The following is a 15599-nucleotide window of genomic DNA, read 5'->3' on the forward strand; positions in this document are numbered from 1 at the left end:
GATCAGATCGCAAAGCCGCCATGACCACCTACAAGTCCGATTTCCTGCGCGTGCTCGATGAGCGCGGCCTCATCCATCAGGTTTCCGATGCGGAAGGCCTCGATGCTTTGTGCCGGCAGGGAACCCAGACCGCCTATGTCGGCTATGACGCGACCGCGACCTCGATCCATATCGGCAACCTGATCTCGTTGACGATGCTCTACTGGTTCCAGGAGACCGGCCACCGCCCGATCACGCTGATGGGCGGCGGCACCTCCATGGTCGGCGACCCCTCCTTCCGCGATGACCAGCGCAAGCTGCTCACGGTCGAGGAGATCGCCACCAATATCGAGAGCATCAAGCGGGTCTTCGGCCGCATCCTGCGCTATGGCGACGGACCGACAGACGCGATGATGGCCAACAATGCCGACTGGCTGCTGAAGCTGAACTATGTCGAGTTCCTGCGCGATGTCGGCCGGCACTTCTCGGTCAACCGCATGCTCTCCTTCGATTCGGTGAAGCTCAGGCTCGACCGCGAGCAGTCGCTGTCCTTCCTCGAATTCAACTACATGATCATGCAGGGCTACGACTTCACGGAGCTCAACCGGCGCTATGGCTGCCGCCTGCAGATGGGCGGCTCCGACCAGTGGGGCAACATTATCAACGGCGTCGATCTCTCGCACCGGATGGGCGGTCCGCAGCTCTACTGCCTAACGACGCCGCTGCTGACGACCGCGTCCGGCGCCAAGATGGGCAAGACCGCCAATGGCGCGGTCTGGCTCAATGCCGACGTCTTCAGCCCCTATGATTTCTGGCAGTATTTCCGCAACACCGAGGACGCCGACGTCGGCCGCTTCCTGAAGGTGTTCACGCGGCTGCCGCTTGACGAGATCGCGCGGCTGGCGGCGCTCGGCGGCTCCGAGATCAACGAGGCCAAGAAGATCCTGGCCACGGAAATCACGGCGATCGTCCATGGCCGCGAGGCGGCCGAGGCCGCAGCTGAGACGGCGCGCAAAACCTTCGAGGAAGGGGCGCTTGCCACCGATCTGCCGAGCGTCGCGATCCCGCGCAGCGAGATCGAGCCGGGCCTCGGTGTGCTGAGTGCCTTCGTCAAGGCCGGCCTGGTGCCCTCGACCGGCGAAGCCCGGCGTCAGGTCAAGGCCGGCGGCCTGCGCGTCAACGACGCCGTCGTGACCGACGAGCGCGCGACGCTCGGCCTCGCCGACCTGACCTCGGACGGAGTGGTGAAGCTCTCCTTCGGCAAGAAGAAGCACGTCCTGCTGCGGCCGGAATAAGCCTGCTCTTAGTTGGCCACGCCGCCAGCGTCAGGGACGCGGCGGCGCCTGGCCGGGCTGGACCGGCTTCTGTTGCGGCGCCCCGCCCAGCGGATCGACGAAGCGCCGCAGGATGCCTGGCGCGATGGCCGAGAGCGGGTTGATCGACATGGTCGGAGCGCTTGCCGAACCCGTAATGCGGAAATTCACCGCAAAGAGGCCGCCATACTGGCTGCCGCCGCCGAGCAGAGCGCCGACCACCGGCACCTGCGCAAAGGCGTTGTTGAAGGCATAGCCCGGCACGAAGGTGCCGCCGATATCGACCCGATCGCGGCCGTAGTCGACATGGCCCTGCAAGGTGAAGCCAACCTGCTGGCCCCAGATCACCATATCGGAGACGTCGAGCCGGCTGGCTGAGCGGGTGAACTCGGCGCGCAGTTTGGTGAAGGCGACCTCGCTCACGTCGATACGCGCCTCGGCACCACCGCCTCCAGGGCGATCATCGGCAAAGGCGCTGGCCGACTGCGTGCCGACAACGCGCTTGAGCGCCGGCTCGTTGCGCACGAGGAAGTCGCGGAACAGCAGGTCGCCGCTCTGGCTCTCGCCGGCCCCCATCGTCAGCACGAGGTTGCCGCCATAGGCGCGGTTGTAGAGGTCGAGGAAGCGCAGCAGCGCGCCGCCATTGTCTGTCTGCACAACGAGCTTGCCGCCCTCGGCCTGCCTCTGCCGTGCCGTAACGTCCGCCTTGCCGATCCGCCCCTGGAAGCTGACCATCCGCAGGTCGCCGCCACGCTTCGAAGCCTTCAGCGTGCCGCTGGTGATCGCCTCGTTGTTGAATCCGGTCAGGATCGGCACATCGAGGTCGATATCGTAGTCGCCGCCTTTCTGCTGAGCCGAGCGGTCGCCGCGCGTGGACGATGCCGGGCTCTGGATATCCTTGATGAAGGGGCGCAGATCCGCGACGGCGCCGCGGATGGTGAGCTTGGTGACGTTGCCGTCGCGCTTGGCGTCGAGTTTCAGGTTGTCGCCGGGCGAAAGGCGGAACTGGGAGAAACTCGCGCTCTCCAGCGCATTCTGCTTGCTGAGCTCGATCCGGCCCCTGATCTGGGCGCTGCCGGCGTCGAAGCTGAAATCATCCAGATCGGGACCATCGAGGTCGACGACGTAGTTGAAGGTGACCTTGCCCGGCCGGCCCGCGGGCTTGCTGAGGCCGGGAACGGTTCCATCGAGCCCGACCTTGGTCAGATCGATCTCGACGCGTGGCGGCGTGTCCCCGCCCTTGCCGAAGCTCTTTGCGACCTTGACTGGTAGCGTGCCGGAAATCCCCGTATCCGGCCCGAAGCCGCGTCTCTGCCTCGCCGCGGCGTCGAGGGAAAGTGACAGTGTCGCGTCGCCCTGCCCCTTGGCATTCTGCTTGATCTCGACCTGGGCCTTGTCGCCGCCCACCTTCGCGTCGCCACGAAGCGACAAGCCATTGCGATCGAAGTTTACGGCGAGAGCGCCACTTTCAAGCTTCTCCGTACCAAGCAGGGTATCGGAGGCCAAACCGGAGAGGTTTCCGCTACCCGTGATCGCGATTTCTTCCGTCTTGATGTCGTTGGCGAGCGGCAAGGTGAGCGCGACCTTGAGGTCGCTCGTTCCCCTGATCGCCGTGGGGTCGATGCGGTCGGGCGAGAAATCCTTCAGCGCAGGAAAGGCGAGCAAGGCCACCAGCGCATCCGCAGAACCCGCGATCCGGAAGGCGATGTTCGCCGGAGCCCTGTGAAGCCAGAACTCCGGCATCGCGAAGCTCGCCTCGCTCAGCTTCATGCTACGGCCATTGCCGAGATCTGCTGTGGCCTGGCTGATGGCGAGCTGCACCGTCCGGCCCGTGACCTTGCCCGCGACCGTCGCATCCGTCAGAGGCGGTAGGCCCGGATCGGGCAGGTAACGAACCCGGTCTGCGTCGATACCCACGAACAGGGTATTGTCCGGCATCCCATGGCCCTGAACCAGCCTGGCATGGTCCTCCGCCGGCAAGTCGAGATCGACGGTCAGTTGCTTCATATGCCCGGCCGCGAGCTGTCGCTGCAGCGTGCCGTGCACTTCCGGCGAGGTGAAGCCAGGCCAGATCGCGAGGAGTGCCCGGACATCGGAATCGGTCGCCTTGATGTGGAACCTCTGCAGCGGAGAGCTGCCGACGCGTTGGACGAAGGCGGTCAGGTCCACATGGGCCTTGGGTCCGCGAATCCCGAGCGCATCAACCGAAACGGCGCCGTTGGCGGGATCGATCTTCAGATTGGCCTTGAGACTGTCCATCTGCACGGCCGGGTCGGCATCGAGCCCGGCGAGCTGTCCATTGGCATCGAGCTCCAGACGCCAGCCGCCATTGTCCTCACGCAGCGTTCCGGATGTCAGGAAATGGGTCGCGCCGGCGTTGATCTCACCGCGCAGGATCTTGAGTTCGGACAGATCGGCGCCGCTAGCGACCTCGAGATGGGCCGAGTCGAGCTTCAGGCTCGGCATCGGGCTATCGGGAAAGCGGACCGAGCCGGACTGGATATCGATGGCCGCGGTGATCGACCGCTTGCCGTCCGGAGCCTGCCGCAGCGTCGCTTTGCCCTTGAGCGGCAATCCATCCAGCACCACGCCTCCGGTTCCGAAGGCGAGCGCCACCGCTTCGGCCGGCTCGAAGCGGAGGATGTCGATGTCGGCGCGCTGAGTTCCATCGGCCTCGGTGGAAAGATCGACGGACATTTCCTTCCAGCGCGAGCCGGTGCGCCCCTTCACCAGCAGGCGAGTTCCCCCCTCCCCAAGCCGTGTCAGCCTGATCTCGACATCCTCTAAGCCCGCCTTCTGGCGCCCCTCGGGGTCGACGAGCGACAGCCGGGCTCCGTTCATGCCGGCCGTTTCGAGCGCCCCCAGCAGCCCGTCACCTCGCGCGAGGGTAGAGATCGCGCTCATGATTCCGGTAAATGCATTCCACTGAGCGGCATCGGGAACCACCACGGGCGGTTGCGCCTCGGCGGGAGCGGAATCGGCGTTGACGACGAGCGCGCCGTTCCTGTCGACACCGAGTCTGACATTGACGCCGCGCAGATCGATTGAAACCAGACGAATATCACCCTTGAGCAGCGCCAGCGGATCGTAGCCGAGGACAGCTTCCGGTGCCCGGATCACCGCACCGCTGGAATGATGGAAGGAAACCTGCCGGACCCTGAGCTGCGAATGCCCGTCAATGCGGCCGAGCTCGGCCGAGGCCGCCTCCACCTTCCAGCCGGGACCGAGCCTTTCCTCGATCGCGGAGGAAATCCGGCCCTCGAGGCCGGACAGCGGAATGATGCCGGTGACGAGCAGGGTCACGGCCGATCCAGCCAGCACCAGCACGGCAAGGCAGACCGCGGCGCAGATCAGGGTGAGGCCTGCCTTGGCGCGCTTCTTCACGACCGCGGCATCGCATGCCCCGCCCGGCGGCACCGGCGCAGTCTCGCCGGCACCCGCTACCTTTGCTTCCTCGTCCGCCAAATCCGCGTGGTCCTCTCGGGCGCCGGTACCGGTTTGGAGAAGGTGACGCAAAAGCGCCCCTTGCCGCAATCTCGGAAGACGGCATGGATGTCGATGTGGCCTGACGATGCGATTCGGCAAGCCGGAACCCGGGCGAGCCTCGTCTTTCGTCAGATGGCGCCGCCCCCGGCCTGCTATCCGGCTCCGACATCGGACCAAAGAGCGCAAACCACTCTTCGGAGAGATCCGATGCAATAACAGATGAATCACCGAAGCTGCGCCCGGCGGGAACGCGCGGCGATCCGAGGCGGTCCATGCCCCCGGAAGGCGACAAAAGGAAGGCAGAAAACCATGGTTTTGCAGGAAGGCGACAAGGCGCCGGATTTTCACCTGCCCCGTGACGGTGGCGGCGAGGTCACTCTGGCCAGCTTCCGCGGCCGCAAACTGGTGCTCTATGCCTATCCCAAGGACGACACGACGGGCTGTACGCAGGAAGCGATTGACTTCAACCGGCTCCGGCGGGATTTCGCGGCCTGCGACACCGAAATCGTCGGCGTCTCGCCCGACCCGGCGAAGCGTCATGACCGGTTCAAACAGAAGCACGAGCTCGGCCTCACCCTGCTCGCCGACGAGAGCCAGATACTGGCCAACGCCTATGGCATCTGGGTCGAGAAAAGCATGTATGGCCGCAAGTTCATGGGTATCGAACGCTCCACCTTCCTGATCGACGCCCAAGGGCGCATCGCGCGGATCTGGCGCAAGGTGAAGGTCGCCGGCCATGCCGAAGAGGTGCTCGCCGCCGCACGCGCGCTGTAGCTCGACGATTTCTGCGCCGGCTTTTGCGAAAGATTAACCCTAACAATTCCTAATGGCGGTATCGGCAGCGTTTTCCCGGTACCGCGTATGCATCCCCAGTCTCACACAGCCCCAGCCCTTCCCGCCAGCGGGCTGATCGTCCACAAGACCTATACGATCCGCCGCTCGACCATGTTGATGGGCCTCGGGTGGCTGGCGCTGATGACCGCGTGCAGCGGCACGGCAGGCTGGTACATCCTCAGCAAGGACGACCTTGCTGCTCGCCTGATCTCGCGAGAGACCACGCGCCAATATGCCTATGAGGATCGGATCGCGGCGCTGCGGGCAGATATCGACCGCTATGCCAGCCGCGCCCTGCTCGACCAGGATGGCGTCGAATCGCGCGTCGACGAATTGACGACCCGGCAGGCCGAGCTCGAAACCCGGCAATCCCTGGTGACGGCGCTCACCGATGTGCTGCAGTCGAATGGCATCCTGCCGGCGAACAAGCTGCCGCTGCGCCCACGTGTGGCTAAGCCGGAGGAGCCGATCCGAGCTTCGGGCGTGACCAGCTTCGCCCCCATCATGCCGGGCAAGCCGACCCCCGCCCCCGAAACGCCGACGCTACGCGGCGCCGAAGCGAACGCCGGCGGCGGTTGGCAGTCAGGCGAACTCCAGCCCGAGCCGCCCCCGGCCAAGCGGGTGGAAGCCAACCTGGAGCGGCTCGACAAGGCGATGGCCCGAACCTCGAATGCCCAGATCGACGCACTCAAGGAGATGGACCAGAAGGTCACGGAGACCCAGAAGAAGCTGCGCAGCGCGCTCGCCGAAACCGGGCTCGACACCGATCGCATGAGCGTGCCGAACGTCGTGGATGGCGGCGTCGGCGGCCCGCTGGTGCCGGTCAAGCTCGATGCCTCCGCCGGCCCCTTCGAAGCGACGTTGACGGCCCTGCAGCCGCGGCTCACCTCGCTCATTCGCCTTCGCGGTCTCGTCGAGCAGATGCCACTCGCCCGGCCCATGCCCGGCGACCATGACTTCACCTCCAACTACGGTTATCGCACCGACCCGTTCACCCGTGGCCTGGCCATGCATACCGGTGTCGACTTCCGCGCCGCGAGCGGCTCGCCGATCCTCGCCACCGCACCCGGCAAGGTCGTCGCAGCGGAATACAATGGCGGCTATGGCAACATGGTCGAGGTCGAGCATGCCAACGGCCTGAGCACACGTTACGCCCATATGTCGGCGATCCTGGTCTCGGTCGGCCAGACCGTGAAGACCGGCACAGTCGTCGGCCGGGTCGGCACGACCGGCCGCTCGACCGGCCCGCATCTGCATTACGAAACCCGCATCAACGAGGAACCGGTCGACCCGACAAAATTCCTCAATGCAGGCAGCAAGCTGGCTGGAATGCTTTAAGTTTTTCTGGAGCCTTGAACGAGATCGGCCCGGAGCGTCATCCGCTTCCGGGCCGATCCTTTTGTCTAGGTCGTTCGATGCTTCAGTCGATGTCCTCGACCTCGACCTGCGTGCCATAGACGCGCTGGGCGAGCGAGGCTTCCATGAACGGATCGAGATCGCCATCGAGCACGTCGGACGGCGCCGTAGAGCTGACGCCGGTGCGCAGGTCCTTCACCAGCTGGTAGGGCTGCAGCACATAGGAGCGGATCTGGTGGCCCCAGCCGATATCGGTCTTCGAGGCCGCCTCGGCATTGGCCTTCTCCTCGCGCTTCTTCAGCTCGACCTCATAGAGCCGCGCGCGCAGCATCTCCCAGGCCTTCGCCCGGTTCTTATGCTGGGAACGCTCTTGCTGGCAGGCCACCGCGATACCGGTCGGGATATGCGTGATGCGCACCGCCGAGTCGGTCGTGTTGATATGCTGGCCGCCCGCTCCTTGAGCGCGATAAGTATCGATCCGGCAGTCGGATTCCTTGACGTCGATGACGATGCGATCATCGACGACCGGGTAGACCCAGATCGACGCAAACGAGGTCTGCCGCCGCGCATTGGAATCAAAGGGCGAGATGCGCACCAGGCGGTGCACGCCCGATTCCGTCTTCAGCCAGCCATAGGCGTTGTGGCCCTTGAACTGCAGCGTCGCCGACTTGATCCCGGCGGTGTCGCCGTCCTGGTATTCCAGGGTCTCGACCTTGAACTTCCGCCGCTCGCCCCAGCGCCGATACATGCGCAGCAGCATTTCGGCCCAGTCCTGGCTTTCGGTGCCGCCAGCGCCCGGATGAATCTCGACATAGGTGTCGAGCATATCGGCCTCGCCCGAGAGCAGCGTCTCGACCTGCAGCCGCGCGGCCTCGTCCTGAACAGCCTTGATCGCCTGCTCGCCCTCGGTGACGGTGGCTTCGTCGCCCTCCATGTCGCCGAGTTCGATCAGCGTCAGCGCATCGTCGAGATCGCGCTCGAGCTTGGTGATGCCTTCGATCTGGGTTTCGAGCGAGGTCCGCTCGCGCATCAGCTTCTGCGCGGCTTCGGCATCGTTCCAGAAGTCGGGTCCCTCGGAGAGAGCATTCAGTTCGGCGAGGCGTCGCTGGGCTTCATCCCAGTCAAAGATGCCTCCTCAGCAGTCCGATCGACTGCTTGGCGTTATCGAGTTGGGTCTGGATTTCGGGGCGCATGATTCTGCTTCGGTCTTCCTGTCGTCCTGTCCGGTGCGCTGAGATAGGGGCGAAAACGCGCTCTGTAAACGCCCCCTCGCCCGAGACCGCGCAAGTGAAAGCGGCAGCACCCCGCCTTAGCCACCGCTTCCGGCAGGGTCACGCCCCGGAACCGGGTTGGTGGGGAAGAAGCGTTGGCTCGGCCGCTGCGGTTGCACCGGCACGCCCCGAGGCGGCTCGACATCGATGCGATCCCGCCCTGATGGCGGCTGGTTGACGTCGCGCGGCGGGGCCGTGCGCGGCTTGCGCGGCTCTTCCGGTGGCGGAGGCGGCTCAGGCTCCTTCGGGTCGACGATGATCTCGGTGCCACCTTTGCAGTCCGTCAGCCAGACGTCGTAGATCGCGTGCTCGACGCCATGCAGGCCCGGGCTGTCGGCGAACATCCAGCCGGTGAAGATGCGGCGATATTCGTTGTTGAAGGTCACCTCGTCGACCTCGACGAAGGAGTCGGTACGTGGCGCCTCGGTTGGGGGCCGCGTCCAGCAGACGCGTGGTGTTATCTGCAGCGCACCGAACTGCACCGTCTCGTCGATCGCGACCTCGAAGGAGATGATCCGGCCAGTGATCTTGTCGAGGCCAGCGAAGACGGCCGTCGGGTTCTTGATGCGGTCGGCCCAGGCCGGGCCAGCGGCAACCGTCATTGTCAGAGCGCTCGCGGCGAGGCCTGCCAGGATCGGGAAACGGGACAAGGACGGCATGAAGGCGCGAATCTCTCCGGCATCGCGGACATGGCGCGACGAGGCGCAGTAACACGGCAAAGGCAGCGGAAAAAGGGCATCAACCGCAAACCATGCCGCTGCTCGCGCCGAGATCGCACGGCTCGCGCCGGAAAGCCGGGCCGGCAGGGAACCGAGCGAGAGCCCCCTCCGTGCCGGCGGCTAATGTCCCCTCGCTTCAGGATTGATCATATTGATCGGAGAGCCGGCCGCGAACGCGTTGATCTGGTCGAACACATCCGCGAACTGCAGATCGAACTCTTCCTGCGTGACGTAGCCGATATGCGGGGTTGCGACGACGTTGGGCAGGTTGATCAACGGATCGGCCGCATTCCGCAGCGGCTCCGTCTCGAACACGTCGACGGCTGCCATGCCGGGGCGCCCAGCCTCGAGCGCGGCGACGAGAGCGCCCGGTTCGATCAGCCCCGCCCGGCTCGTGTTCACGATGACCGCGGTCGGCTTCATCAGTGCGAGATCGGCCCCGGTCACGATACCCCGCGTCGCCGGCACGAGCCGCATGTGGAGCGAGACGACATCACAGGATGCAAAGAATGCTTCCTTGCTCCCGGCGACCGACCAGCCCTGGCTTCTCGCCCGCTCGCGCGACGCCTCGCGCGCCCAGACCAGCACCTCCATGCCGAAGGCGCGGCCATAGCCGGCGACCACCTCGCCGATCCGCCCCCAACCGTAAATGCCGAGAACCTTTCCTCTCAACGTATGGCCGACGCCGGCGATCCATTGCCCCGCCCTGAGCGAGGCGAACTGAGCCGGCAGCTGGCGAGCCGCCGCCAGGACGAGCGCCCAGGTCAATTCGGCAGCCGCGTATGACGGCGTGTCGGAATGCAGGTTCGAGCAGAGCAGCACGCCGTTGCGCGTACATGCCGGAACGTCGACATGCGGGTAGACGCTGCGTTGGCTGATCAACCGCAGCTTGGGCAGGCGATCGAGCAGTGAAGCCTGGATGCGCGATCGTTCGCGGATCAGGACCAACGCCTCGACCTCGGCCAGGCGTCGGACCAGGATATCCTCGTCCTCGACGTGATCATTCCAGATCTCGACATGATGGTCGTCGAGCTTGGAGAAACTGGGAAGATGCCGAAGCGTATCGTGCCAATCATCGAGAATCGCCACCCTCATGAGCGCGACGCCAGCAGATTCTTCCCGGCTTCGGTCAGTATCACGAGGTCGCGCTCGCGCTGAACAAGTCCGAGATCAACCGCGTCTTCCCAAACCGGCAAGCGAGGACAACTCGTGCGCCAGGCCTCCATGACCTCGCCATAGGGCCTGGGACCGGCCTTCAAGAAAGCCAGGAGGTCGATGACGAGGGCTTCCGGTGCTTCCATGACAGCGCTCCTGAGCATCAACGGCCCAAGATATATCGCTCTGGCCGTTCGATGTCATGACGCGCCGACAGCACGCGCCGGCGGAGCTCTTTGCTTACGTCCATGAAAAGGGCCGCCCCGTGGGGAGCGGCCCGATAAGCTCAGATCTCAGCCTCAGCGTCCCGGCGTCCAGGCTTCGTAGTCGCCGGTCGCCGCCGGGCGCTCGCCTTCCGCAAGGGTCGAGCCCTGGGGGCGATAGGCCAGAGCGGTGCCGGTCCAGTTCTGCTGATGCGGCTGCTGCCACTCGCGCGGCTGATAGCTCTCCTCGGAGGGGGCGACATCGACCGTGTGATGCAGCCAGCCATTCCAGCCGGCCGGGATGTTCGAGGCTTCGATCGGCCCGCTATAGATTACCCAGCGGCGCTGGAAGCCGAGGGCCTTGTCCTTCACACCGCCCTTGGTGCGGTAATAGACATTGCCGAACTCATCCTCGCCCACCCGCTCGCCGAAGCGCCAGGTGTAGAAACGCGTGCCGATCGTCTGGCTGTTCCACCAGGTGAAGATCTGCAGCAGCCAGTTCTTCATTGCCTTCGTCCATGCACTTGCGACGCTGCTCGGGAGCGGCGCGACCTCGGGCGACTTATGGCGACAGCGCCCCGCCCTGTCCAGCCCGCCGCGAGATGACGGGGCTGCATCGGTGGTTTGACCGCAGGCGCGAGCACGCGCTCATGACGGCCAAGGCCATCTCGGTGAAGGCGAGGCCGACGGCGCTCCTGAACATCGACACCTGATTCTATCCAGATCGGCAGCCGGATTTTCGCCGCGATTCGGCTTCCGCCTCGCCATAATGACAGGCCGAAGCGCCCCGTCTTCAAGCACTTGCCCCCTTCCCTGAAAGCGGTGCCTGCAGAGGCGCTCCGATCAGCCGCGGATTCAGCATTCGTCAACCATGAATAGTGGGGATTTTAGGGACTGCGCATCCGCCGGCACTGTGGCAATCTTGCAGCGCCGGGTTGATTCTGCGCAGGATTCCCAAGGCTTAGCGCTGGCCTTGAACCTTATCCCCGCAACTCACATATCCCTACCAGATGTCGTATCCACAAGATCGACCCCGCACTATTCCTTGACGCGAGAGGCGCGAAGGGACTAGATTTTGACCATCGCATGACGGCCGGCGGCACCCCCTCTGGATGACTGCGAAACCCTAGTTTTCCAGTGTGTTCCGGGCCTGCCGCCGCATCCGCCATCAACAGCGGAAGCGAACGGATTTGCGCGGACATTTTGGGCGCGTCCGGGACCATCGGCGGGGCGACACCGCCGGGACCCACAGGGCATCGAACCGAGTTTGGGCTGACATCAGGAGCCGGTGATCAACCGGCCGCGCGTGGTCCTCAACGGGCCCGCGGCAGATCGAGGGACGAAGATCATGCGCATCGAGCGCCGCTACACCACCGCCGGACAGTCGCCCTACGCCGCGATCCCGTTCCGATCGGCCGTCAGCGAGATCAAGAATCCGGACGGCTCGGTCGTCTTCCGCCTGGAAGGCATCGAGGTTCCTGAGGCCTGGTCGCAGGTCGCGAGCGATGTGCTCGCGCAGAAATATTTCCGCAAGGCCGGCGTGCCGGCGCGCCTGAAGAAGGTCGAGGAGAACGACGTCCCGTCTTTCCTCTGGCGTTCCGTCGCCGACGAGGCCGCTCTCGCCGAGCTGCCGGAAGGCGAGCGCTACGGCTCCGAAATCTCCTCCAAGCAAGTCTTCGATCGCCTCGCGGGCTGCTGGACCTATTGGGGCTGGAAGGGCGGCTACTTCACCTCCGAGGAGGATGCGCAGGCTTTCCATGACGAGCTGCGCTTCATGCTCGCCACCCAGCGCGTCGCGCCGAACTCGCCGCAATGGTTCAATACCGGCCTGCACTGGGCCTATGGCATCGACGGCCCCAGCCAGGGCCATTTCTATGTCGACTTCAAGACCGGCAAGCTGGTGAAATCGAAGTCGAGCTATGAGCACCCGCAGCCGCATGCCTGCTTCATCCAGGGCGTGCAGGACGACCTCGTCAACGAGGGCGGCATCATGGACCTCTGGGTCCGCGAAGCCCGCCTGTTCAAATACGGCTCCGGCACCGGCTCGAACTTCTCGCTGCTGCGCGGCGAAGGCGAGAAGCTCGCCGGCGGCGGCAAGTCGTCGGGCCTGATGTCCTTCCTCAAGATCGGCGACCGCGCGGCCGGCGCTATCAAGTCGGGCGGCACGACGCGCCGCGCCGCCAAGATGGTCGTGGTCGATGCCGACCATCCCGATATCGAGGCCTATATCGACTGGAAGGTGAAGGAGGAGCAGAAGGTCGCCGCCCTCGTCACCGGCTCCAAGACCGTCAAGAAGCACATGAAGGCCGTGCTCAAGGCCTGCGTGAACTGCGAAGGCGACGGCGATTCCTGCTTCGATCCCGAGCAGAACCCGGCGCTGAAGCGCGAGATCAAGCTCGCCCGCAAGGCGCTGGTGCCGGACAACTATATCAAGCGCGTCATCCAGTTCGCGAAGCAGGGCTACAAGGACATCTCCTTCGACACCTATGACACCGACTGGGATTCCGATGCCTATCTCACCGTCTCCGGTCAGAACTCGAACAACTCGGTCTCGCTGACCGACGACTTCCTGCGCGCCGTCGAGAACGACAACGACTGGAACCTGATCCGCCGCACCGACGGCAAGGTCGCCAAGACGCTGAAGGCCAGCGAGCTGTGGGAGAAGATCGGCTACGCCGCCTGGGCCTCGGCCGATCCCGGCCTGCACTTCAACTCGACGATGAACGACTGGCACACCTGCCCGGCTTCGGGCCGGATCCGGGCGTCCAACCCGTGCTCGGAATACATGTTCCTCGACGACACGGCCTGCAACCTGGCCTCGGCCAACCTGCTGCAGTTCTACGATCGCGAGACCAAGTCCTTCGACGTCGCGGCCTATGAGCATCTCTGCCGGCTCTGGACCGTGGTGCTCGAGATCTCGGTGACGATGGCGCAGTTCCCGAGCCGCGAGATCGCCGAGCTTTCCTACGAGTACCGCACGCTCGGCCTCGGCTACGCCAATATCGGCGGGCTGCTGATGACCATGGGCCTCGGCTATGACTCCGAGGAAGGCCGCGCGCTGGCCGGAGCACTGACCGCGATTATGACCGGCGTCGCCTACGCGACCTCGGCCGAGATGGCGGGCGAGCTCGGCCCCTTCCCAGGCTACAAGAAGAACGCCAGCCACATGCTGCGTGTCATCCGCAACCATCGCACCGCGGCCCACGGTCTCGCCGATGGCTATGAAGGCCTGAGCGTCACTCCCGTGCCGCTCGACCACGCCACCCTCGCCCGCCTCGGCGGCTCGGCCGTCACCATGGCGGAGCGCTCGCGCATCGTCTGGGACGAGGCCCTCGAGCAGGGCAAGCGCTACGGCTATCGCAACGCCCAGGCGACCGTGATCGCGCCGACCGGCACGATCGGCCTCGTCATGGATTGCGACACCACCGGCATCGAGCCCGACTTCGCGCTGGTGAAGTTCAAGAAGCTCGCCGGCGGCGGCTACTTCAAGATCATCAACCGCGCCGTGCCGGATGCGCTCCGCGCGCTCGGCTACCGCGAGGCGGATATCGCCGAGATCGAGGCCTATGCCGTCGGCCATGGCTCGATGAAGCAGGCGCCGGGCATCAACCCGGGCTCGCTCAAGGCCAAGGGCTTCACCGACGAGAAGATCGAGGCGGTCGAGAAGGGCTTGAAGAGCGCCTTCGACATCAAGTTCGTCTTCAACAAGTGGACGCTGGGCGAGGATTTCCTCACCGGCACGCTCAAGGTCCCGGCCGAGAAGCTCAACGACATGTCGTTCGAGCTCCTGCCCTTCCTCGGCTTCAGCAAGGCCGAGATCGAGGCCGCCAACGTCCATGTCTGCGGTGCGATGACCCTGGAAGGCGCCCCGCACCTGAAGACCGAGCACTACAACGTCTTCGATTGCGCCAATCCCTGCGGCCGCATCGGCAAGCGCTATCTCTCGGTCGAGAGCCATATCCGCATGATGGCGGCGGCGCAGCCCTTCATCTCGGGCGCGATCTCCAAGACCATCAACATGCCGAACGAGGCGACGGTCGAGGACTGCAAGAGCGCCTATATGCTCTCGTGGAAGCTGGCGCTGAAGGCGAACGCCCTCTATCGCGACGGCTCCAAGCTCTCGCAGCCGCTGAATGCGGCGCTGATCTCGGATGAGGACGACGAGGCGGACGACGCGGTCGAGACGCTGGTCGCCCAGCCGATGGCGGCGCGCGCCACCCAGATCTCTGAGAAGATCGTCGAGCGCATCGTCGAGCGCGTCGAGCGCAAGCGCGAGCGCGAGAAGATGCCGGATCGCCGTACCGGCTACATTCAGAAGGCCACCGTCGGCGGCCACAAGGTCTATGTTCATACCGGCGAGTATTCGGACGGGCGCCTCGGCGAGATCTTCATCGACATGCACAAGGAGGGCGCGGCCTTCCGGGCGATGATGAACAACTTCGCCATCGCGGTCTCGCTCGGCCTGCAATATGGCGTGCCGCTGGAAGAGTATGTCGAGGCCTTCACCTTCACCCGCTTCGAGCCTTCGGGCTTCGTCGCCGGCAACCAGTCGATCAAGAACGCGACCTCGATCCTCGACTACGTCTTCCGTGAGCTGGCGATCTCCTATCTCGGCCGCAACGACCTCGCCCATGTCGACCCGAGCGAGATCGGTCATGACGTGATGGGTGGCGGCGTCGGCCAGGACAAGGCACCGGACGCGGCTCCGGTGATCACGACCCCCCTCGCCTCGACCGGTTTCCGCCGCGGCAAGCCGATCAACCTGCTTGCCATCCAGGGTGGCGGCGCAGCCAACGATGCGGTCGCCCGCTCAACGGCTCCGGCCGCGACCGGCCTCGCCACTGCCGGAGCGACCGCGCTGAAGGAGGAGCCGGAGGCTTATGGTGAGGCGGAGATGGCCAAGCTCGGCTTCTCGGCGCCTGCCACCCAGCCGACGCAGTCGGAGCGACGGGCCGAAGCGATCATGAAGGGCTATGTCGGCGACTCGTGCGGCGAATGCGGCAACTTCACGCTGGTTCGAAACGGCACCTGCCTGAAGTGCAATACCTGCGGTTCTACAACCGGGTGCTCGTGATCACTCCAATCTTGGTCTCATGTAGGCGCTCCGGAAGTTTGGTCTGATTCTACCCAGAGCGCGCCTCGATGAGAGCGGAAGTCCGCCTCACCCCTAAAATGCCCCGCCGCGACAACGCGGCGGGGTCTAAATCCCGGAAGCCAGCTTTCATCGTCCCTCGCTCGAAGCTGGGACCGATCAACCCGGGTAGCTTCGGCAGAGTGACGGGA

10 protein-coding genes are annotated in these 15599 nt (G+C 65.0%); 4 read left to right on the plus strand and 6 right to left on the minus strand.

Annotated elements, in window-relative coordinates; genetic code table 11:
• The first annotated feature begins 20 nt into the window (after positions 1 to 20).
• On the plus strand, positions 21 to 1274 hold the full coding sequence (gene tyrS / locus CE453_RS16375; RefSeq protein WP_089175550.1) for a tyrosine--tRNA ligase: 1254 nt from the start codon (positions 21 to 23) through the stop codon (positions 1272 to 1274).
• A 30-nt stretch (positions 1275 to 1304) separates the two neighbouring features.
• On the opposite strand, the gene CE453_RS16380 is transcribed toward tyrS, so the two are convergent.
• Positions 1305 to 4757, minus strand: coding sequence for a YhdP family protein (locus tag CE453_RS16380; RefSeq protein WP_089175551.1), 3453 nt, complete (start codon positions 4755 to 4757; stop codon positions 1305 to 1307).
• Positions 4758 to 5087: 330 nt separating this feature from the next.
• On the opposite strand from CE453_RS16380, the gene CE453_RS16385 reads away from it, so the two are divergent.
• Both CE453_RS16385 and CE453_RS16390 read left to right on the plus strand, forming a co-directional pair.
• Positions 5088 to 5552 carry a peroxiredoxin gene (locus CE453_RS16385; protein ID WP_089175552.1) on the plus strand — a complete coding sequence of 155 codons (465 nt, stop codon included), beginning with the start codon at positions 5088 to 5090 and terminating at the stop codon, positions 5550 to 5552.
• 87 nt (positions 5553 to 5639) lie between these two features.
• The gene (locus tag CE453_RS16390) at positions 5640 to 6950 is read left to right on the plus strand and encodes a peptidoglycan DD-metalloendopeptidase family protein (protein WP_089175553.1); all 1311 of its coding nucleotides are present in this window, start codon (positions 5640 to 5642) and stop codon (positions 6948 to 6950) included.
• An 82-nt stretch (positions 6951 to 7032) separates the two neighbouring features.
• Here CE453_RS16390 and prfB read toward each other — a convergent pair.
• From prfB to CE453_RS16415, 5 genes are all read right to left on the minus strand, one after another.
• A protein-coding gene (gene prfB / locus CE453_RS16395) for a peptide chain release factor 2 (RefSeq protein WP_157733068.1) occupies positions 7033 to 8161 on the minus strand; the annotation gives its coding sequence in 2 pieces (ribosomal slippage) (positions 7033 to 8091 and positions 8093 to 8161; 1128 coding nt in all).
• 116 nt (positions 8162 to 8277) lie between these two features.
• A complete protein-coding gene (locus CE453_RS16400) occupies positions 8278 to 8889 on the minus strand; it encodes a DUF2155 domain-containing protein (protein ID WP_472841001.1) in 612 nt (203 codons plus the stop codon).
• A 189-nt stretch (positions 8890 to 9078) separates the two neighbouring features.
• On the minus strand, positions 9079 to 10053 hold the full coding sequence (locus CE453_RS16405; protein WP_089175555.1) for a D-2-hydroxyacid dehydrogenase family protein: 975 nt from the start codon (positions 10051 to 10053) through the stop codon (positions 9079 to 9081).
• The gene (locus CE453_RS16410; RefSeq protein WP_089175556.1) at positions 10050 to 10259 is read right to left on the minus strand and encodes a hypothetical protein; all 210 of its coding nucleotides are present in this window, start codon (positions 10257 to 10259) and stop codon (positions 10050 to 10052) included. Before CE453_RS16410 ends, CE453_RS16405 begins: the two co-directional genes overlap by 4 nt.
• A gap of 153 nt (positions 10260 to 10412) precedes the next feature.
• Positions 10413 to 10823 carry an NADH:ubiquinone oxidoreductase subunit NDUFA12 gene (locus CE453_RS16415; RefSeq protein WP_089175557.1) on the minus strand — a complete coding sequence of 137 codons (411 nt, stop codon included), beginning with the start codon at positions 10821 to 10823 and terminating at the stop codon, positions 10413 to 10415.
• 841 nt (positions 10824 to 11664) lie between these two features.
• On the opposite strand from CE453_RS16415, the gene CE453_RS16420 reads away from it, so the two are divergent.
• On the plus strand, positions 11665 to 15390 hold the full coding sequence (locus CE453_RS16420; protein WP_089177948.1) for a vitamin B12-dependent ribonucleotide reductase: 3726 nt from the start codon (positions 11665 to 11667) through the stop codon (positions 15388 to 15390).
• Positions 15391 to 15599: the final 209 nt, after the last annotated feature.

It is taken from the genome of Bosea sp. AS-1, from assembly GCF_002220095.1.
Lineage (GTDB): Bacteria > Pseudomonadota > Alphaproteobacteria > Rhizobiales > Beijerinckiaceae > Allobosea.